This is a genomic window from Tsuneonella sediminis, assembly GCF_051912845.1.
Taxonomy (GTDB): domain Bacteria; phylum Pseudomonadota; class Alphaproteobacteria; order Sphingomonadales; family Sphingomonadaceae; genus Tsuneonella; species Tsuneonella sediminis.
Map to the genome: position 1 here is coordinate 1,902,633 of NZ_JBNCBU010000001.1, position 19,313 is coordinate 1,921,945.

At 67.3% G+C, this 19,313-nt stretch carries 16 protein-coding genes and 1 tRNA gene; 6 read left to right on the forward strand and 11 right to left on the reverse strand.

The window, feature by feature from the left end; genetic code table 11:
- Positions 1-3: 3 nt before the first annotated feature.
- Positions 4-933, forward strand: coding sequence for an electron transfer flavoprotein subunit alpha/FixB family protein (locus ACPV3N_RS09650; RefSeq protein ID WP_440117029.1), 930 nt, complete (start codon positions 4-6; stop codon positions 931-933).
- 88 nt (positions 934-1,021) lie between these two features.
- Positions 1,022-1,909: a TonB family protein gene (locus ACPV3N_RS09655; protein ID WP_440117031.1), complete on the forward strand. Its 888-nt coding sequence runs from the start codon at positions 1,022-1,024 to the stop codon at positions 1,907-1,909.
- Here ACPV3N_RS09655 and ACPV3N_RS09660 read toward each other — a convergent pair.
- The 11 genes from ACPV3N_RS09660 to ACPV3N_RS09710 all read right to left on the reverse strand — a co-directional run bounded on the left by ACPV3N_RS09660 (position 1,906) and on the right by ACPV3N_RS09710 (position 14,184).
- Positions 1,906-2,442 (reverse strand): GNAT family N-acetyltransferase, encoded by a 537-nt coding sequence (locus ACPV3N_RS09660; RefSeq protein ID WP_440117033.1) that lies wholly within the window; start codon positions 2,440-2,442, stop codon positions 1,906-1,908. The two genes, ACPV3N_RS09655 and ACPV3N_RS09660, sit on opposite strands and share 4 nt — an antisense overlap.
- Positions 2,439-3,704, reverse strand: a complete 1,266-nt coding sequence (locus ACPV3N_RS09665; RefSeq protein ID WP_440117035.1) for a DUF445 domain-containing protein — start codon at positions 3,702-3,704, stop codon at positions 2,439-2,441. Before ACPV3N_RS09665 ends, ACPV3N_RS09660 begins: the two co-directional genes overlap by 4 nt.
- 23 nt (positions 3,705-3,727) lie before the next feature.
- Positions 3,728-7,192: an efflux RND transporter permease subunit gene (locus ACPV3N_RS09670; RefSeq protein WP_440117037.1), complete on the reverse strand. Its 3,465-nt coding sequence runs from the start codon at positions 7,190-7,192 to the stop codon at positions 3,728-3,730.
- Positions 7,193-7,204: 12 nt separating this feature from the next.
- On the reverse strand, positions 7,205-8,380 hold the full coding sequence (locus ACPV3N_RS09675; protein WP_440117039.1) for an efflux RND transporter periplasmic adaptor subunit: 1,176 nt from the start codon (positions 8,378-8,380) through the stop codon (positions 7,205-7,207).
- A gap of 154 nt (positions 8,381-8,534) precedes the next feature.
- The gene (locus ACPV3N_RS09680) at positions 8,535-10,313 is read right to left on the reverse strand and encodes a hypothetical protein (RefSeq protein WP_440117041.1); all 1,779 of its coding nucleotides are present in this window, start codon (positions 10,311-10,313) and stop codon (positions 8,535-8,537) included.
- Positions 10,310-10,729, reverse strand: coding sequence for a GtrA family protein (locus ACPV3N_RS09685; protein ID WP_440117043.1), 420 nt, complete (start codon positions 10,727-10,729; stop codon positions 10,310-10,312). Before ACPV3N_RS09685 ends, ACPV3N_RS09680 begins: the two co-directional genes overlap by 4 nt.
- Positions 10,730-10,847: 118 nt before the next feature.
- Entirely contained in the window at positions 10,848-12,419 is a 1,572-nt protein-coding gene (locus ACPV3N_RS09690; protein WP_440117045.1) for an NAD(P)/FAD-dependent oxidoreductase, read from the reverse strand.
- A 73-nt stretch (positions 12,420-12,492) separates the two neighbouring features.
- The gene (locus tag ACPV3N_RS09695) at positions 12,493-13,119 is read right to left on the reverse strand and encodes a PilZ domain-containing protein (RefSeq protein ID WP_440117047.1); all 627 of its coding nucleotides are present in this window, start codon (positions 13,117-13,119) and stop codon (positions 12,493-12,495) included.
- A gap of 179 nt (positions 13,120-13,298) precedes the next feature.
- A tRNA-Leu gene (locus ACPV3N_RS09700) sits at positions 13,299-13,383 on the reverse strand.
- Positions 13,384-13,445: 62 nt separating this feature from the next.
- The gene (locus ACPV3N_RS09705; protein WP_440117049.1) at positions 13,446-13,727 is read right to left on the reverse strand and encodes an integration host factor subunit beta; all 282 of its coding nucleotides are present in this window, start codon (positions 13,725-13,727) and stop codon (positions 13,446-13,448) included.
- 115 nt (positions 13,728-13,842) lie between these two features.
- The gene (locus ACPV3N_RS09710; protein ID WP_440117051.1) at positions 13,843-14,184 is read right to left on the reverse strand and encodes a GntR family transcriptional regulator; all 342 of its coding nucleotides are present in this window, start codon (positions 14,182-14,184) and stop codon (positions 13,843-13,845) included.
- Positions 14,185-14,406: 222 nt separating this feature from the next.
- Between ACPV3N_RS09710 and ACPV3N_RS09715 the strand changes: the two genes are divergently transcribed.
- The 4 genes from ACPV3N_RS09715 to ACPV3N_RS09730 all read left to right on the forward strand — a co-directional run bounded on the left by ACPV3N_RS09715 (position 14,407) and on the right by ACPV3N_RS09730 (position 19,311).
- Positions 14,407-15,987, forward strand: a complete 1,581-nt coding sequence (locus ACPV3N_RS09715) for a peptide MFS transporter (protein WP_440117053.1) — start codon at positions 14,407-14,409, stop codon at positions 15,985-15,987.
- An 83-nt stretch (positions 15,988-16,070) separates the two neighbouring features.
- Complete coding sequence (locus ACPV3N_RS09720; RefSeq protein ID WP_440117055.1) at positions 16,071-17,429, forward strand: amidohydrolase; 1,359 nt, start codon at positions 16,071-16,073, stop codon at positions 17,427-17,429.
- Entirely contained in the window at positions 17,426-18,802 is a 1,377-nt protein-coding gene (locus tag ACPV3N_RS09725) for an amidohydrolase family protein (RefSeq protein ID WP_440117057.1), read from the forward strand. Before ACPV3N_RS09720 ends, ACPV3N_RS09725 begins: the two co-directional genes overlap by 4 nt.
- Positions 18,799-19,311 (forward strand): FKBP-type peptidyl-prolyl cis-trans isomerase, encoded by a 513-nt coding sequence (locus ACPV3N_RS09730; protein ID WP_440117059.1) that lies wholly within the window; start codon positions 18,799-18,801, stop codon positions 19,309-19,311. The genes ACPV3N_RS09725 and ACPV3N_RS09730 overlap by 4 nt, the downstream gene beginning before the upstream one ends.
- Positions 19,312-19,313: the final 2 nt, after the last annotated feature.

Here is a 19,313-nt window from a genome sequence, read left to right on the forward strand (position 1 = left end):
CACATGAAGACTCTCGTTCTCGTCGAACACGACAACGCCTCGGTAAAGGATGCCACGCTGGCCGTGGTCACCGCCGCGGCGAAGCTGGGCGAAGTGCACCTTCTCGTCGCGGGCAAGGGCTGCGGCGCGGTCGCCGACGCGGCGGCGAAGATCGCCGGCGTGGGCAAGGTGCACGTGGCCGACGATGCCGCCTACGAGCACCAGCTGCCCGAGAACGTCGCCCCGCTCGTGGCGAGCCTGATGGACAGCCACGACGCGTTCCTCGCGCCGGCCACGACCACCGGCAAGAACATCGCCCCGCGGGTCGCCGCGCTGCTCGACGTGATGCAGGTGTCCGAGATCATCGGGATCGAGGGCGAGCGGACCTTCACCCGGCCGATCTACGCCGGCAACGCGATCGCCACCGTCGAATCGTCCGATCCCAAGCTCGTTATCACCGTGCGCGGCACCGCGTTCGACAAGGCCGCGACCGAAGGCGGTTCGGGCACCATCGAGGCCGTCTCCGGCCCCGGCGACGCCGGCACCTCGAGTTTCGTCGGCAGCGAGCTTGCCAAGAGCGAGCGCCCCGAACTGACCAGCGCCAAGGTGATCGTCTCGGGCGGCCGCGCACTGAAGGACGCTGACACCTTCAAGGAGGTCATCCTTCCGCTTGCCGACAAGCTCGGCGCGGGCGTCGGCGCGAGCCGCGCGGCGGTCGACGCCGGCTATGTGCCCAACGACTACCAGGTCGGGCAGACCGGCAAGATCGTCGCTCCGGAAGTCTACGTCGCGATCGGCATTTCGGGCGCGATCCAGCACCTTGCCGGCATGAAGGATTCCAAGACCATCATCGCCATCAACAAGGACGAGGATGCGCCGATCTTCCAGGTCGCCGACATCGGCCTCGTCGCCGACCTCTTCAAGGCGGTGCCGGAACTAACCGAAAAGCTCTGATCCCGGGCCCGGGACGCGCCTTGTGGCGTGCCCGGGGATGCGCTTAAATCGCGTCTGCGGGATAATGCTCGCAGGTGGGGGGGACGCGATGGCGCGAAGATCGTTCTTTCTTGCAGCGGCTCTGACGGGGTGCTGCGCCCCGGCGCTGGGCGCCGAATCGGCGGCGTTGGCCCCCTCGAAACCGTGGAACCTGCGCTACGACGAGCAGGCATGCCGCCTGGTCAGGGTGTTCGGGACGGGTGACGAGGCGGTCACGTTCACGCTTTCGAGGTACGGGCCGAGTTCGGGATTCGAACTCATTCTCGCCGGCAAGGACCTGAACCCGCGAGGGGCGCGGCTGCGCTATCGGTTTCTGCCCGGGGCGGATTTCGAGGTCGAGGAGAAGCCTTTCTACGGGAGCAGACCGGACGGGTCGACGGCCTGGCAGTTCGGGGGTAGCCTCGTACCGGATGTCGAGGCGCGGACCCTTGAGAAGCTTGCCGGCAGGGCGAAATCGGCCGCGTTCCGCCAGGCCGAAGTCGCGCGGAGCAAGGCGATAACCGGCTTCGAGATGCACTCGGGCATGAAGCGGTCCTTTGTCCTTCAAACGGGCGCCCTCGACGAGGCCTTCGCGGCGCTCGACACCTGTATCGACGATCTCGTCGGCTCGTGGGGGTATGATCCTGTGCAGGTGCAATCGCTCACGCGCGGCCCGGAGCCGAAGACCAACCCTGGAAGCTGGATGAATCCCGCCGATTACCCGCAAGGGTTATCGCGGCAGGGGGTGGGCGGCATCGTGCGATTCCGGCTCGATGTCGACGACCAAGGGAAGCCGGCGCGGTGCGTCGTGCAGGCCGCCTTCACCGATCCCGCGTTTGAGGAGGCCGCCTGCAAAATCCTGATGGAGAAGGCCCGTTTCGATCCGGCGCTGGATGCCCAGGGAAACCCGGTCGCGGCCTATTGGCGGAGCTCGGTGAAATGGCTGCCCGGTAACTAGCCGGCCGCTTTCGTCCCCGCGCGGCTGAATAGCCGGATCGGCGCGCCATCGGGCAAGGCGGTGTCACGGGTGAACGCGAACCCGAGCGCGCCCGCCAGCGCGATCGATGGCCCGTTGTCGGGGTCGATCATGCAGACGATCTCGCGCGGACCGTGGGCGGCATCGAACCAGCCCAGCACGGCATCCATTGCCTCGCGCGCAAAGCCCCTTCCGACATGCTCGGCGGCGATGATCCATCCGCCCTCGGGCTTGTCGTCGAAGTCCGGCCCCAACCCGCGATATGAATGGAATACGCCGCAATTGCCGATGACGGGTGCCTCGCCCCTGATGCGGACCATGAACGGGCCGTAGCCCTTGAGGAACCAGCTGCCTGCACCGCGCTGGAAACGCGCGAAGTGATCGGCGCGATCGGCCATCCCTCCCAGATAGCGGTGGGTCGCCGGGTTCGCGACGATGGCGTACATCTGGCTCTCGTCATCCGCCTGCGGCTGCCACAGCTCGAGTCGGGGGGTCGTCAGCAACGGACCGCTCACAGGACGGCGTCCAGCGCGTGGATCGTCATCCCGACAAGACCGCCGACGAGCGTGCCGTTCATGCGGATGAACTGGAGGTCGCGGCCGACCGCGCTCTCGATCCGGTCGGTCACCGTGCGTGCGTCCCACCTGCGCACGGTTTCAGACACCAGCCGGACGATCTGCCCTCCGTAGCGCTGCGCCACGCCGACCGCAGTGCGCCGCGCGAGACGATTGACCTGAAGCTGCAGCCGCGGATCGCTCGCCAGCGAGGTTCCAAGTTCGGTCAGGCTTTCGGTGACGAGGCCCGGCAGGCCATTGCCCGGCTCCCGCGCGCTCCTGATGAAACCGGCGCGCAGCCGTTCCCAGACGCCGAGCCACCAGGTCGCCACGGCGGGATTGTCGAGCAGGTCGTTCTTCGCCTTCTCGACCTTGGCGCGCAGTTCGGGATCGTGACGCAGGTCGTGCGCGAGCTTGTCCAGCCCTTCGTTGAGCTTGCCGCGCAAGGGATGCTGGGGATCGATAAGCACCTCGGCGAGCAGTTTGTAGAGCCCGTCGAGCACCGAGTTCGCGAGCTTTTCGTCGAGACCGGTCCAGCGGACGAGTCCGTTGGCTTTCTCGTGGATCATGTCGCGGATGAGGGTCTCGTTCGCCTCGATGGTAAGGCCCGTCCAGCGGATAGCCGAATCGATCAGCGGCAAGTGGCGCTTGTCGGCGATCGCGGCGGTGAGCATCTGGCCGAGCAGCGGCGCAACCTCGACCCGCGCGGCGAGTGCCTTGAGGCCGCCGCGCACCTGCGTGCCCAGCCGTTCGGGATCGAGCGATTCGAGAAACTCGGCGACAAGCTCTCCCGCCCCGGCGCGCAGCCGCGCCCCGGTGCCGCCCTGCGATGGTGCCGCGAGATAGTCGCCCACCGCCTTGGCAAGGTTCATGTCGCTCATCCGCCGGGCGACGACCGCCGGGGTCAGGAAATTGTCCTGCAGGAAAGCCGCCATGGTGTCGGCGATGCGGTCCTTGTTTTCCGGGATGATCGCAGTGTGCGGGATCGGCAGGCCTAGCGGGCGGCGAAACAGCGCGGTCACCGCGAACCAGTCGGCCAGCCCGCCGACCATTGCAGCCTCCGCAAATGCGCGAACGTACCCGACCGTGGGATGCAGGCCGAGGTACTGGCCGGTGAGCACGTAGAGCCCCGCCATCGCTACGAGCAGGCCCGTCGCGGTGCGGCGCATCGTACGCGCGCGGTCGGGATCGATACGGGTGCCCCCCATGCGCTGCCAACGCATGACGGCGCGCGGGGTTTCGCCGCTCACTCGGCGGGCAGCGCCACCGGCCGGTCGGGCTCACCGTCCGCGTCGCCGGGTTCGTAGGTCAGGAACTTGCGGCGCATCCATGGACCCATCCGCTTCTCGAGGCTGTCCGCAAGACTGAAGCCAGCGGGCACGATGAGCAGCGTCAGCAGCGTCGACAGGATCAGGCCGCCGATCACCACCGTGCCCATCGGGGCGCGCCAGGCCCCGTCGCCCGACAGCGACAGCGCTGTGGGCACCATGCCCGCGGTCATTGCGACGGTGGTCATCACGATCGGCTGGGCTCGCTTGTGTCCGGCGTCCATGATCGCCTCGAACTTGCGCTTGCCGTGCTCCATCGATTCGATCGCGAAATCGATCAGCAGGATCGAGTTCTTGGACACGATGCCGAGCAGCAGGAGAATGCCGATCAGCACCGGGAACGAAAGCGGCTGGCCGAAGATGTAGACGAGGAACGCGCCCCCGAGCGGAGCGAGAAGCAGCGAGCCCATGTTGACCAGCGGGCTCATCAACCGCTTGTAGAGCAGCACGAGCGTGGCGAATACCAGCAGGATGCCGGATACCAGCGCGATCTGGAAATTGGTCAGCAGTTCGTTCTGCAGCTCGTCCTGGCCGACCGCGTCGCGGATCACGCCCTGCGGCAGGTTCTTGAGCGTGGGCAGCGCGTTGACCTGTTCCATGGCATTGCCGCGCAGGACCCCCTCGGCCAGGTCCGCGCCTATGAAGACCCGCCGGTTCTGGTTGTAGCGCTGGATGCTCGTCGGGCCGGCGCCGAAGCTAATGTCGGCGATCCGCCCTAGCGGAACCGACGCCCCGGTGGCGGTCGGAACCGGCAGGTTGGCGATGGTGTCGATATCCTGGCGCGAATTCTTGGGCAGCTTCACCCGGATCGGGACCTGCCGGTCGCTGAGCGAGAACTTCGCAGCGTTCTGCTCGATCTCGCCCATCGTGGCGATGCGGATCGCCTGGCTGAGCGCGACCGTGGTCACACCCAGATCGGCGGCAAGATTAGCGCGGGGCCGGATAATGATCTCGGGCCGGGGAATGTCGGCCGAGATGCGGGGGGCGACGACGGAGTTGAGGCCCTTCATCTCCTCGACCAGCTTGGCCGCGGTCGAGGTCAGCAGTTCGGGATTGGACCCGGCGAGCATGATCGTCAGGTCGCGGCCGCTGTCGGGACCACCGGGGCCGCCCTGCGACTGGAACCGCACCCGAGCGTCCGCGAATCGGGCAAGTTCGGGCGCCAGCGCACGCTCGAACTCGAACGACTTGCGCTCGCGATCGGGCTTGAGCGTAATGTAGATCGTTGCCTGACCTTCGCGGACCCGCTCGAGCGCGCGGAGGACCTCGGGCTGGCGATAGAGAAGGGCTGCGACCTCGTCGGCGACCTTTTCGGTCGATTCGAGTGTCGTGCCGGGGACCATCTCGATCTCGACGCGGCTGTTGTCCTGGTCGGTTTCGGGCTCGAACTGGAACGGCGTGTTGCTGATCAGCAGCACGGTCAGCAGGAACGAGAAATAGCCGATGCCGAGCATCCAGACCCGGTGGTCGAGAAAGCGTGCCGACAGGTAGGCCCAGTTGTCGCGCATGGCGCTGCCGAAGCGCCGGACGATGAAACCCAGGAGACGCAGGACGAGGACGATCCCGACGAAGCCCGCCAGCACCGCGACCATCAGCTGGAGGAACGCGATCGGCCGGTTGACCGCGGTCCACAGCACCGAGTTGCGGTCCGAAGTCATTACGTCGGCGACCGTTTCGGGGATCTTGAGGCCGGAAAGAGCCTGGTAGGATCCCATCACGCCCACGCCGCCGACAACGAGCAGCAGCACGAGAACGAGGAAGAACCCGGTCACGTAAAGGAAACGCCGCCGCGGGCCGGCGAGGCCCGTGCGGGCCGCGACCATCTTCGAGCGATCGAGCGACCATTCGAGAACCCGCATGTACCGGTCCATCCACGGACCTTCGCCGTGCTCGGCATGCCCCTTCGCCTCGAGAAAGTAGGCGGCGAGCATCGGGGTGATCATCCGCGCGACGGCAAGGCTCATCAGCACCGCGGCAACCACGGTGAGGCCGAAGTTCTGGAAGAACTGCCCGGTCACGCCCGGCATCAGGCCCACGGGCAGGAACACCGCGACGATGCAGAAGCTGGTGGCGACGACCGCAAGGCCGATCTCGTCGGCCGCGTCGATCGACGCCTGGTAGGCGGACTTGCCCATCCGCATGTGGCGGACGATGTTCTCGATCTCGACGATCGCATCGTCGACCAGCACGCCCGCGACGAGTCCGAGCGCCAGCAGCGACATCTGGTTGAGGTTGAACCCCAGCAGATCCATGAACCAGAACGTCGGGATTGCCGACAGCGGTATGGCAATCGCGCTGATGACGGTAGCGCGCCAGTCGCGCAGGAAGAAGAACACGACCACGACCGCGAGGATCGCGCCCTCGATCATCGCCGCGAGCGAGCTTTCGTACTGGTCCTCGGTGTACTTGACGGTGTTGAACAGGGGGATGAAACGGACCCCCGGATTTTCCGCCTCGATCTCGGCAATGACCTCCTTCGCCTCGTTGTAGACGGTCACGTCCGAAGCGCCGCGCGCGCGCGACATGGCGAAGTTAACCACCTCCTTGTTGCGCACCTTGCTGATCGAGGTCCGCTCGGAATAGCCGTCGCGCACGGTGGCGACGTCGGCGAGCTTGACCGTACCGCCGCTCGATGTGCGGATTTGTTGCTGCGAGAGCTCGTACGCGGTGTCCGTGCTGCCGAGCACGCGGACCGACTGGCGGGTTCCGCCGACCTCGGCCATGCCGCCGGCCGCATCGAGGTTGGTCTGCCGCAGCAGCCCGTTGATCTGCCCCGCGGTGACGCCGAGCGCCTGCATCCGGGCGGGATCGAGGATGACCTCGATTTCGCGGTTCACCCCGGCGAAGCGGTTGACTTCGGCCATGCCCTCGATAGCGAGCAGCTGCTTGGCGACCGTGTCGTCGATGAACCAGCTCAGCTGCTCGATCGTCATGTCGTCGGCCTCGGCGGCGAAGATGCCGAGGAACCCGCCGGCGATCTGCGCCTTGCTGATCCGCGGCTCGAGAATGCCGTCGGGAAGACTGCCGCGGGTCGAATCGATGGCGTTCTTGACCTCGGACACCGCTGCGTTGACGTCGGTTCCGACTTCGAACTCGACGAACGTGCTCGAATTGCCCTCGCTCGCCGTGGACGAGATGTTGCGCACACCCTGAAGCGAACGGATCGCGGATTCGACCCGCTGGGTGATCTGGTTCTCGATCTCGGTAGGCGCGGCGCCCGGCTGGGATATGCTGACCTGCACGCCCGGGAATTCGATGTCCGGGTTGTTGACCACGTCCATGCGCGCGAAGCTGAGCAGACCGGCGAACAGCAGCGCCGTGAACAGCACCAGCGGAATGACCGGGTTGCGGATCGACCACGCGGAGATGTTGCGGAAGTTCATCGCGACCGGCCGCTACTTGCGCTGGAGGCGCGGGGAAATCGTCTCGCCCTCGGTAAGGAAACCGCCTGCGCGCAACACCACGCGTTCGTTGCCAGAGAGGCCTTCGACGATGGCGATGCCCTGGTCGGTGACGGTGCCGGTCTTCACCGGCCGTCGCACCGCCTTGTTGTCCTTGCCGACGATATACACGAACGATCCGGTCGAATCGGCAAGCACCGCGCTTTCCGGCAGGAGCGGAGCGACGATCGTGCCGCTGTTGAGCGAGGCCGAGGCGAACCCGCCAGGACGAAGCGCCGGGTCGTACGCGAGCGCCACGCGCACGGTGCCCTGGCGCGTTTGCGGATCGATCGTCGGCGAAACCTGCCAGATCTGGCCGGTGAAGCTCCGCTCGCTGCCAACCGGCACGACTGTGGCAATGTTGCCCGTCGAAAGCCGCGACAGCTGCGATTCGTTAACGCGGGCCAGCAGTTCCATCTCGCCGCCCTGCGCGATGGTGAACAACGGCGGGCCGCCCGCGCCGACGGTCTGGCCCGGTTCCACCGCGCGGGTGAGCACGAGGCCCGAAGCCGGCGCATAGATGGCGAGCCGCGCGGTGCGCGCTTGAAGTTCAGCCAGCGTCGCGCGGGAAACTCCCAGACGCGCGCGGGCCGCGTCGCGGGTCGCGGTCAGCCGGTCGACGTCGGCGGTCGAGATGAAACCCCGGTCGACCAGCTTGAGCGCGCGCTCGAGATTGGCCTGCGCGAGATTCAGGTCCGACTGCGCGACCCCGATCTGGGCCCGCGCGCCCTCGATCTGCTGGTTTTGCACCGAGCGGTCGATCGACACCAGCACCTGGCCCTTGCGCACCCAGTCGCCCTCGTCGGCCGCGACCGAAACCACCCGGCCGCCTTCACCGACGGAACCGACCGGCAGTTCGCGCCGCGCCGCCAGCGTGCCCGACGTGCTGATGGTTCCCGCGATGGTGGCCTTACCCGGCGCGATGACAGTCACCACCGGCACGATCGATTCGTCTTCCGCGGCTGCGCCCTCGCCCGACGTCTTGGCGTAGAGGTAGAGCGCGAGGATCAGGCCGAAGGTCGCGGCGATGGCGACGATTGCCAGCCGCCTGCGGCGCTTCGCGCCTTCGCCGGAATCGTCCAGCGGTTGCGCGAGATCCTCGCCCGGTACGACGGTAGTTTCGTAGTTCATCTGATCCTGCCCTGCCGAGCCCATGAGGTGTGTTACACCGGTAGGGCACCACGCGCAAGCGTGGCCATGGACCCATAGGCCTGAGGGGCTGCGGGGGCAATCGGGCGCTCGACGGGCGGTCTGTCGGGGCCGACGAGCGTCCAGCGGTGGCGGATCAGTCCCGGACGCGCCAGACCAGCAAGCCGCTGTCCCCGGGAGTGGCGACCGGTTCGAGCCAGGCGGGCGAACTCCCCCCGAGCAGCTCGGCCATGAATCCGTGCGGCGCGGCGGCGGAATAAGTCGCGGGTTCGCTCAGGTCAGGGCAGATTGCCACGTAGCGGGTGCCCCGCGCGGCCAGCGTGGCGTGCGCCGCGTCCGCCGGGCCGATGAACGTGGCGATCGTCGTTCGCATGGCCGCAGCACCCCGATGGTGGCCGGTGGCGACGACCGTTCGATCGGTCGCAAACAGGAGTTGCGGACCGACGTCGATCGGGGCGAGGATCTCGCCGGTCGGAAGATGGCGAAAGACCGTCGCGCCTCGGTCGATCCGGCACTCGGAAACCCGCGGTCCGATCTCGCCGCTCGCCGCGCGAGCCGGGAGGGCGATGGCAAACAGAGTCAGCGGCATGGCCGGCAGAAGCGCGAGCGCCAGCGCGGCCATCATCAGCACCCGTCGTCCCGGTTTGCGCAGGTTTCGCGCCGAGCGCAGCCATTCACGCACCAGCCAGCCCAGGGGAGCGGCTGCCAGCGCTCCCGCGACCGCGCCTGCACGGACCACGAAGACCGAGACGAGAAAGGCAGCGCCCAGGACCAGCGCGTAGTCCTGCCACCAGCGCCGCAGCCAGCCCGAGCTGCGACCGGCGAGCCGGATGCAGGCGGCAAGGGCGATCAGGGGCGGTATGACCACCTGCAGAATGTCGTTTGCAGGCTGCCGCCAGACCGGCAGGCCCTCGCCGACAGCGCGATACCAGAAGGCGTCGACCAGCGGGTCGAGCTGAGAGAAGGCTCCGGTCGTGCAGCCGGGGGCAAAGGAAGCGAGCGTCGCAGCGCCGAGCGCCGCGATCAGAGCAAACCCGGTCACCTGCGCAAAGCGCGGCAAAGGCTCGAGGCGTGCCAGGCCGGTCGCCGCAAGCGCGCCGAGGGAAAAAGCGCCGAGATGCGCGGGGCTGATGGCGTCGCAATGCTGGGCGAGATCGGCGAACCCGCGCGTCGCCGCGAAGAGCGCCAGCGACCCGATCGCCAGGCCCTGCATCGTGCCCACGAACCAGTCCCTGTCATGGCGATCGCGCAGCCAGCGCAGAGCCGTGACCCCGCAGATCGCAGCGGCGAGCGGCAAGCCCTCGATCGAGATCGAAAGCCAGGTTGCCATCGCCAGCCCGGCGATCCATCCGCCCACGTACGGGCGACGCGCCATCAACGCATTCATCACCGCCAGGGCGCAGACGATCTGCCATCCGTGGTGATCGATCCGCATCGGCCGCATCTGCTCGATCACCGGCACCGAAAGCGCCATCGCGAGGCAGGCAAACCCCGCCGCTTCCTCGCCAAGCAGGCGCCAGGCGATCCGGCCCGCGAGGAGCAACGCGACGGCCATTGTCGCAAGCGGCACGATAATCAGCGCGGCGGTTTCGGCAGCGCTCTGACCGATGAGCCAGCGCAGCGCCAGCACGACCGCCGCAATGGGCAGATCGACGAGGCGCGACCAGTGCATCGGTACGCCCCCGTTGACCGCGTCGATCCGGTGCTGCGTCACGTCGAACCAGGCTTGCCCCGCGATGAGGTCGCGCACCTGCAGGAGGCGCAAGGTGTCGTCGGGATCCGGGAACTGGTAGGCGAGGATAGCAGACAGGTTCGTGGCGATCAGCAAGGCCGAGATCACCAGCCAGGCAAGCGCGACGCGTACGAACAGATCCGGCGTGAACGCCGGCCGCCGCCTTTCGACGAACAGCGTCACGCCGCCGCTCCGTCGCGGCGGAACACGATCCGGTTGCGCAGCATCCAGGTCGCCGTGAAGCTCGCCGCTATCGCGATCAGCTTGGCAAGGCGGGGGTCGAGACCGGCGACATCGCCGACCCCGACGATGGAAGTCGTCAACGCGAGGCCGATCAGCGCCGAGCCGACGAAGAGGGCCTTCTGCCTGGTCCTTCCCCGGCCCCGCTCGGCGACGCTGTCGGTGAAGACAGTGCGGCTGGACAGCAGCCAGTGCGCCGCGATGCCGAGCGCGTAGCCGACCGCCGAGGCGATGGCTGCGGGCACCGCGAGGGCCAGCAGCGCGAGAAAGCAGCCGATGTCGACTGCCAGCGCGCCCACGCTCGCCAGTCCGTAGCGGACGAGCCGCCGGTCGACGATGCTGACGAGTCTGGCGATCATCTGGTCCGCTCCCGCAACCGGCCGCGCGCGCGCGACTGCGCGGGCCGGCGCCGATTGTCGGCCGGTTTGGTTAAGGATTGGACAATCCACAGCATGCGCTCCCCGCGCGACCGGACGGTCAGGCCACCTTGCGTCCGTCGGCGATCCGGGTCGGCACCTCGCGGACCGAGGCGAGCGCGGCGGCCTGGTCGTCGGTGATCTCGCGCTGGGGGAGGGCCTTCTCCGCCCCCTCGTCGCCCGCCTCGTGGTACTCGGCATCCTCGTTCACGCACCAGGTGTCGTAGACCCGCGTCCCGGCGAGGATGTTCTCCACCGTCAACATCGCTGTCATCATCGCGTGATCCTGGTTGTTGTAGCGGTGCATTCCGTTGCGGCCGACCAGGTGGAGCGTGGGGTGTTTTTCTTCGAGCTCGAAGCGCATCGCTGCGACGTTGGCTGCGTAGGTCTCGTCGTAGACCGGATAGGCCTTTTCCTGCCGCACGACTGCGCCGCCCTTGACCTTGCTCGGATCGAGCAGGCCGAGAATTTCCATCTCTCTCGTCGCCAGCGCGACGAGGTCCGCATCCGCCATCGACCACAGTCCGTCGCCTTCGAAGCAGAAATATTCGAGGCCAACGCAGGCCATGTTCTCATCCGGCACCATTTCCGGGCTCCACGAGCGGAAATTCTGCACGCGGCCGACCTTCACCTTGCTGTCGTGGATGTAGATCCAGTTGTCGGGGAACAGGTCCTCGCCCTCCACCATCAGCGCCACGGTCAGGAAATCGCGGTACTTGAGGTTCGAGGCGTTGAGAGTGGTGTCCGGCAGTGGGTGGAGACGCGCGGCGAGTTCGCGCATCGGTGCGCTGCTGATCGCGCTGGCGGCCTTGACTACCACCTTGCGGCCATCCTTCGCGACCGCGCTCATGCGCCAGCCGCCGTGTCCGTCGGCCGCGAGCTGTTCGAGGGCATGGCCCATGATCACGGTGCCGCGGCCTGTCGCCTCGATCTTGTCGCGCGCCGCGTCCCACATCATGCCCGGACCCTGGCGCGGGTAGCGGAAGGTCTCGAGCAGGGTCTTTACCGCCTGCCCGTCATTCGGGCGCTTGTTGAGGCCGAGGCTGCGCTTCAATCCGTCGGTCACCGCGCCCCAGAGCGAAAGGCCCTTGATGCGCTGGGCCGCCCAGTCGGCGCTCATCTCGTCGCACGGCATCCCCCACACCTTCTCGGTGTAGGTTTTGAAGAAGATCGAATAGAGGCGCCTGCCGAACTGGTTGCTGGTCCAGTCCTCGAAACTTCTGACCTCGCGGATCGGGAAGACCTTCGACCACGCGTAGCTCGCCATGCAGGCGACCGAGCGCAGAATCCCGAGGTTCCACAGCGCCTCGAATGCCCGTAGCGGATAGCTGTAGAACTTGCCCTCGTAGTAGATGCGGCTCATCCGCGGGCGCTGGATGAAGTCGTCGGGCAGGAGCTCGTCCCACAGGTCCACCACGGCCTGCGATTTCGAGAAGAACCTGTGCCCGCCGATGTCGAAGCGATAGCCGCCGTGCTCCACGGTGCGGCTGATGCCGCCCACGTAGGTTTCGTCCCGTTCGATGATAGCGACGCTCTTGCCTGCCCTGGTCAGCAGGTACCCCGCGGTCAGGCCGGCCGGCCCGGCACCGACGATCGCGACATCGACAGTCAACTCGTTCGGCGTATTCGTCATTCCAGCCCCCCACTTCGATTGACCGGGGAGTGAAGGAAATTGGTTACCGGTCGGTAAACGCGCCCTGCGACGCCTAGCGGCGGAGGGTCGCCGCGCAGCGCGGCATCTCGATCAACCGGGGATCCTGCGCTCTGGCCGCGAATACCGCGAGCTGGCTCAGGCTGAAGGTATCGTCGAACACGAGACCGTGGACGTTGCTCTTTCGCCAGCGCACCCGGGCGCGGACCTCGGGCAGGATGCCGGACAGGATCCGCAGCGGCTGGTCGATCGCGAGAAGATCGCCGCATTCTATGCGCGCTCCCTGCTGCGAGATGTTGACGACCTCGGCCGCAACGCGCCGCCCGAGAAAGGCGAGCTCGACCGGGAAGGTAATGTTGAGGCGCAACTGGCGCTTGGGATAGCGTCCCGCCTCGGCGATCAGGCGGACGATGTCGACCTGGTCGCGGAACCGGTATCCGGCCTCGTTGCCACGGTCCCAGATCGGCTCGAGCCGGTGTTGCTCACCGGTCTGAAGCTCGAGCACGAGCGCCCCGCCGGGCAGGGGATGAAAGCCGCGCAAGGAGATCCCGCTCTCCGAGACGTCGCGGATCACCGCGATGAATTCGCCCGACGGTGCGATCAGCTTCGCGGCGCGGATAAGCAGCGTGAAGCGGGGCGCCGCGCGATCCTCGCATGGCTCCCCCGCGGGTGCGGTCGGCAATTCGATACGTCCTTGCTCCATTCGCGTACCCTGATTGCAGCGGCATTCACGCCGCGGAGCGCTTTTTTGACAGAAAACGGTCTCGGCACCCCTTCCTAGAGCGTAGGGGTAATTACGGTATTATGGTGCAAGGTTAACCCGCCCCGGACAAAGGCCCCTTTCGGGCGGGTCGGTGCTCCTGGTGCGGGTGGTGGGACTCGAACCCACACGACCAGAGGTCAGGGGATTTTAAGTCCCCGGCGTCTACCGTTCCGCCACACCCGCTCGCCCGGTGGCCCTAGCGCGGCGCACGTGCGGCGGCAATTTTCCGGTTCCGGCCTGCGGCTTCAGTCCTCGTTGAGGACGCGGCGCATTTCCTTGCCGGGCTTGAAGTAGGGGACCTTCTTGGCGGGCACGTCGACCGCTTCGCCTGTGCGGGGGTTGCGGCCCTTGCGGGCGCTGCGATCGCGGGTCGAAAACGCCCCAAAGCCGCGCAACTCGACCCGTCCGCCTTCCGCGAGGCGCTTGCCGATCTCGTCGAAAAAGATGTCGACGACCTGCTCCACCTCTTCGGTCCGCAGCTCGGGGTTCTCCCGGGCGATAGCCTGCAAGAGTTCAGATCTTATCACGTGTCCACCCTCCGATCGCGACCATTGTTATGGCCGAGCGCGACCAGCTCGCCCTGTTCCGGGAAGAGTGCCAGACAGTGCGGGCAAGTGCAATCTTGCTTTCAGAGCAATGGTTTCAGGCCCGTTCGAGAAGTTCGGCCGGATCGATGCCCAGCCGCTCGATGCGCGCGGCGATCTCGGGCCAGTCCTCGTCGATGAACCGCTTGCGTTCGGCTCGGCGCAACCGCTCGGCCGCGCCCTGCGCGACGTACATGCCGACTCCCCGCTGGACCTCGACGAGGCCCTCGCTCTGGAACAGCTGGTAGGCCTTCGCGACCGTTAGCGGGTTCGCGCTCTGATCGGCGGCGAAGGCGCGTACCGAGGGCAGCATCTCGCCTTCCCGGTATCGGCCTTCGATGATCGCGGCCGCGATCAGGTCGCGCAGCCGCAGGTACACGGGCTGGCTCTGCTGCATCATGCGCTGTCCTCTTTCGCGATCGGGCGACGGCCCGCGTCTGCCGAACCCGTACGCCGCGGTGCATCAGTGCCATAATACAGCGGTGCGCGTCAAGCGGGCGGGTCCGTGCTGGCGGGCAAGTTGCGGGTGAAACTAGCTCTTCACATGCAGAAACTTGACGCTAGGGTGCGCGCGATTCCGGCTCGGGGAGGGCCGCGACGAGAACTAGAGGGTTTCGCACGCATGGCGTCACGACAGCTTCCGCACGGCGACAGCGCCGGCACGTTCCTGGGGCACCCGAAGGGCCTGTTCATGCTCTTCTTCGCCGAAATGTGGGAGCGCTTCTCCTACTACGGCATGCGGGCGCTGCTGATCTTCTACCTGACCAAGCACTGGCTGTATTCGGACAGCGAGGCGGGGATCATATACGGCGCCTACACCGCGCTGGTCTACATCACCCCCGTGGTCGGCGGATACCTCGCCGACAAGTATCTCGGCCAGCGAAAGGCAGTGCTGTTCGGTGCCGTGCTGTTGACCTTCGGTCACTTCTTCATGGCGTTCGAGGGCGAGGCCGCGGCCGGCCATGCCGACAACCCGATAATCAACGTGTTCTGGCTGGCGCTGGCACTGATCATCGTCGGTTCCGGCTTCCTCAAGGCGAACATCTCGGTGATCGTCGGCCAGCTCTACCCGCGCACGGACGTGCGCCGCGACGGCGCCTACACGATCTTCTACATGGGGATTAACCTCGGCGCGGCGCTCGGCTCGCTGCTCTGTGGCTACATCGGCGAAACCTATGGCTGGGCCTATGGCTTCGGCCTCGCGGGCATCGGGATGCTTGCCGGCCTGGCAGTATTCGTCGCCGGCAAGGGCCTGCTGCTCGGCCGCGGCGAACCGCCGGTTCCGCTCGCCAGGGGGCGCGAATTCTCGATGTATGGCGTCGGGCTCGTGCTCGTCGCGATCTGCTGGGTTCTCGTGCAGAACCAGGCCGTGGTCGGCTGGTTGCTCGGCATCTTCGGCGGCATCCTCGTCCTCTACGTGATCGGCACGGCGGTCACGAAACTGCATCCCGATGAGCGTGACCGTATCTTCGCGGCGCTGTTCCTCATCATCACCTCGATCATCTTCTGGGCGCTGTTCGAGCAGGCCGGATCGAGCCTCAACCTCTTCACCGATCGCCACGTCGACCGGGGCGGGGTGCCCGCGTCGGTGTTCCAGTCGATCAACGCGATCTACATCATCCTCCTCGCGCCGGTGTTCGCCACCTTGTGGACCGTTCTGGGGCGCAAGGGACTCGAGCCGTCAACGCCGTTCAAGTTCGGGCTCGGGGTGGTCCAGGTCGGGCTCGGATTCCTCGTGCTCGTCTGGGGCGCGGCCTCGGTCGGGATCGACGTGCCGACGCCGGTGATCTTCATCTTCCTGATCTACCTGCTCCACACCACCGGCGAGCTGTGCCTCAGCCCGGTCGGCCTTTCGGCGATGAACCGACTGGCCCCGGCGCACATGGCCTCGCTGATCATGGGCGTGTGGTTCTTCGCATCGGCGACCGGCAACTTCGCCGCCGGCCTCATCGCATCGGCCACCGGCGCCGAAGGCGTCGGCGAGGAGGCGGGCAAGCAGGTCGTGCTCGACGTCTATTCCACGGTCGGCTGGGTCGCGGTCGGCGTGGGCGTCGGGGTGCTGGTGATCAGCCCGCTGATCAAGAAGCTGATGCACCTCGACACGCTGCGCGACGACAACGTCGGCGACGACCTCGAGGGGCAGGCCGAGGGTCCGGGCGAGCCGCAGGGCGCGGGCATGCACCCGACCACCCGGTCCCGCTAGGATACGTTCGAGTTTCGCGCGGGTCGCCCCGGTCATAAGGCCCGGTGGCCCGCGCGACAGCAGCCAGTCTGGATAAACAACCCATGATCAGAAGCCTACTTCTCGCTGGTGGCGCCGCGATGGCGCTTGCGGCGTGCGCGGCGCCACGCGACGACGCGCCGAAGAGCGCGAGCGCCGCGATCGACAAGAACCCGTACCCGTCGACCTACCGGCCCTACCCCGGCGTTCCCACTGCACTCGTCGGAGCGACGGTTTTCGATGGGGCGGGCGGCCGGATCGACAACGGCACGGTCCTGTTCGAAGGCGGCAAGGTCGTGGGCGTGGGCGGTCCCGACCTGTCAATCCCGGCTGGCTATGCCCGTATCGAGGGTGTCGGGAAGTTCGTGACCCCGGGTATCATCGACATTCACTCCCACCTCGGCGACTACCCGTCGCCCGCGGTCGCAGCGCACTCGGACGGTAACGAAGCCACCAGCCCGACGACGCCGGAAGTGTGGGCGGAACACTCGGTCTGGCCGCAGGACCCCGGCTTCAGCCGGGCGCTGGCGAACGGCGGCGTGACCAGCCTGCAGATCCTGCCCGGGTCCGCCAACCTGATGGGCGGCCGCTCGGTAACGCTCAAGAACGTGCCCGCCCGCACGATGCAGGGAATGAAGTTTCCGCAGGCGCCCTACAGCATGAAAATGGCGTGCGGCGAGAATCCCAAGCGCGTCTACGGCGCGAAGGGCCGGATGCCGTCGACCCGCATGGGCAACATCGCGGTCAACCGGCAGACCTGGCTCGCGGCAAAGGAATACGACGGCAAGAAGCGCGACCTGGCAAAGGAGACGCTGAAGGGCGTGCTCGACGGGGAAATCCTGATCCAGAATCACTGCTACCGTGCCGACGAAATGGCCATCGTGCTCGATATGGCGAGGGAGATGGGCTACAAGGTCGCGGCCTTCCACCACGCAGTGGAAAGCTACAAGATCGCCGATCTCCTGAAGCAGAACGGCGTCTGCAGCGCGATCTGGGCCGACTGGTACGGCTTCAAGATGGAAAGCTACGACGGCATCCCTGAAAACGCCGCGTTCCTGCAGAACGCCGGCGCCTGCGTGGTGATCCACTCCGACGACGCGAACGGCATTCAGCGCCTCAACCAGGAAGCTGCCAAGGCGCAGGCCGCCGGCCGGCGCGCGGGTATCGCCATCGACGATGCCACCGTGATCCGCTGGCTTACCCTGAACCCCGCGACCGCGATGGGGATCGCCGATTGGACCGGCAGCCTCGAGAAGGGCAAGATGGCCGACGTCGTGCTGTGGAACGGCGATCCGCTGTCGGTCTATTCTCGGCCCGAAAAAGTCTGGATCGATGGCGCGCTGATGTTCGACGCGACCGACCGCAAGCGCCGCCCGGTGAGTGATTTCGAGCTCGGGCAGCCGGGCGAGGGAGACGTGAAATGACGGGCCGCCTGCTTGCCGGACTGGCACTTTTCGCGCTGTGCGCCCCCGTCGCGGCGCAGGATTTCGCGATCACGAACGCGACGGTCGCGACCGGCGACGGCAGCGCGCCGGTCGACGGTGCGACGGTCGTCGTACGCGGAGGCAAGGTCGTCGCGGTCGGGTCGGGCGTCGCCGTGCCGGCGGGGATCGAAACGGTCGACGGGACCGGCAAGTGGGTGACTCCCGGGGTGTTCGCCGCGATGACCGATCTCGGCCTGGTCGATGCATCGGGCGTGTCCGATTCCAACGATACCGGCGCCCGCAATTCGCCGTTCGGCGCCGCGCTCGATGTGGCCCCGGCGATCAACCCGGGCGCACAGGACGTTGCCGTCTCGCGCGAGGCGGGGGTGACCCGCGCCACCGTGTTTCCCTCGCCGACAAGTTCGATCTTCGCGGGCCAGGGCGCGGTGGTGGACCTGGGTGCCGATCCCCGGATGGTCGTCCGTCCGCGCGCGTTCCAGGTGGTGACGCTGGGCGAGCAGGGCGCGCAGATTGCCGGCGGCAGCCGTACGAGCGCGCACGCGGTCCTTCGCAACGCCTTGCGCGAAGCACGCCAGTACGGCGAGGAGGGGGCGCTTATCCGCGGCGGAGGGGACCGGCGTACCGTATCGACCGGCGACGACGTCCCGATCGATACGCGTCTGCTCGACAACCGGGCGGACCGCGAGGATGTCCTGCTGACCCGTTTCGATGCGGGCGCGCTGGTTCCGGTGGTTACGGGGGCTCAGCCGCTCTACGTCATCGTGGAGCGCGCGTCCGACATCCGCTCGGTGCTCGCTCTCAGGCAGGAATTCCCCAGCCTCAGGCTCGTCCTCGTCGGAGCGAGCGAGGGATGGCGGGTGGCCGGCGACATCGCCGCCGCGGGCGTCCCGGTTATCGCCGACCCGCTCGACGACCTGCCATCGAGTTTCGAGCAGCTTGCCGCCACGCAGTCGAACGTCGGGCGGATGGTCCGCGCGGGAGTGAAGGTGGCGCTTGGTCGGGTGACCGATACCGGCGGCGCACAGCCGCGTAACCTCATGCAGTTCGCCGGCAACCTCGTCGCGCTGACCCGCGTCCCGGGGGCCACGGGGCTGAGCTGGGGTGAAGCCTTCGCGTCGATCTCGTCGGTTCCGGCCGAGATTTCCGGGTTCGGCGGACGACTGGGCGTGTTGCGACCCGGCGCGGCGGGAGACGTCGTGATCTGGGACGGCGATCCGCTCGAGGTGTCGAGCGCGGCCGAGCGCGTGTTCATCGACGGCGTCGAGCAGCCGCATACGAGCCACCAGAAGCGTCTGCGCGACCGCTATCGCGATCTCGACGAGAGCGACCTGCCCAAGGCGTACGACTGGTGAGGTGGAGGCTTGCAGGCGATAGCGGAGCAACGCTCGCGCTGGGTGCCGCGCTCATCGCCGGTGCCGCCGCGCTTGCGCAGGATGGCAGCAACGGCCCGCCCGATCGCAGCCAGGACATGGCGTGGGTCAGCGCCCAGCAGGCGGCTCTCGCCGAGCGCGCGGCGCAGCCGGGCTGGCAATCGCTCGAAGACGGAGTGCTGTGGCGCCGCGTGGCGGGCACCGGCAGCGGACCGCGGCCGACGGTCGATGACGTGGTCACCGTGCACTACACCGGAAGTTTCGTCGACGGCGGCGTGTTCGACAGTTCGGAGAACGGGGAGTCCGCGACGTTCCCGCTCGGCCGGCTGATCCCGGCCTGGCAGGCGGCGATTCCCCAGATGGCGGTCGGCGACACGATCGAGATCGCGGCGCCAGCCACCGCCGCCTACGGCATGAAGGGCAAGGGCCCCATTCCCGGAGGCGCGACTCTGCTGTTCACCGTCCGGCTCTTGGCTGTGGGCGATAAGTAAGT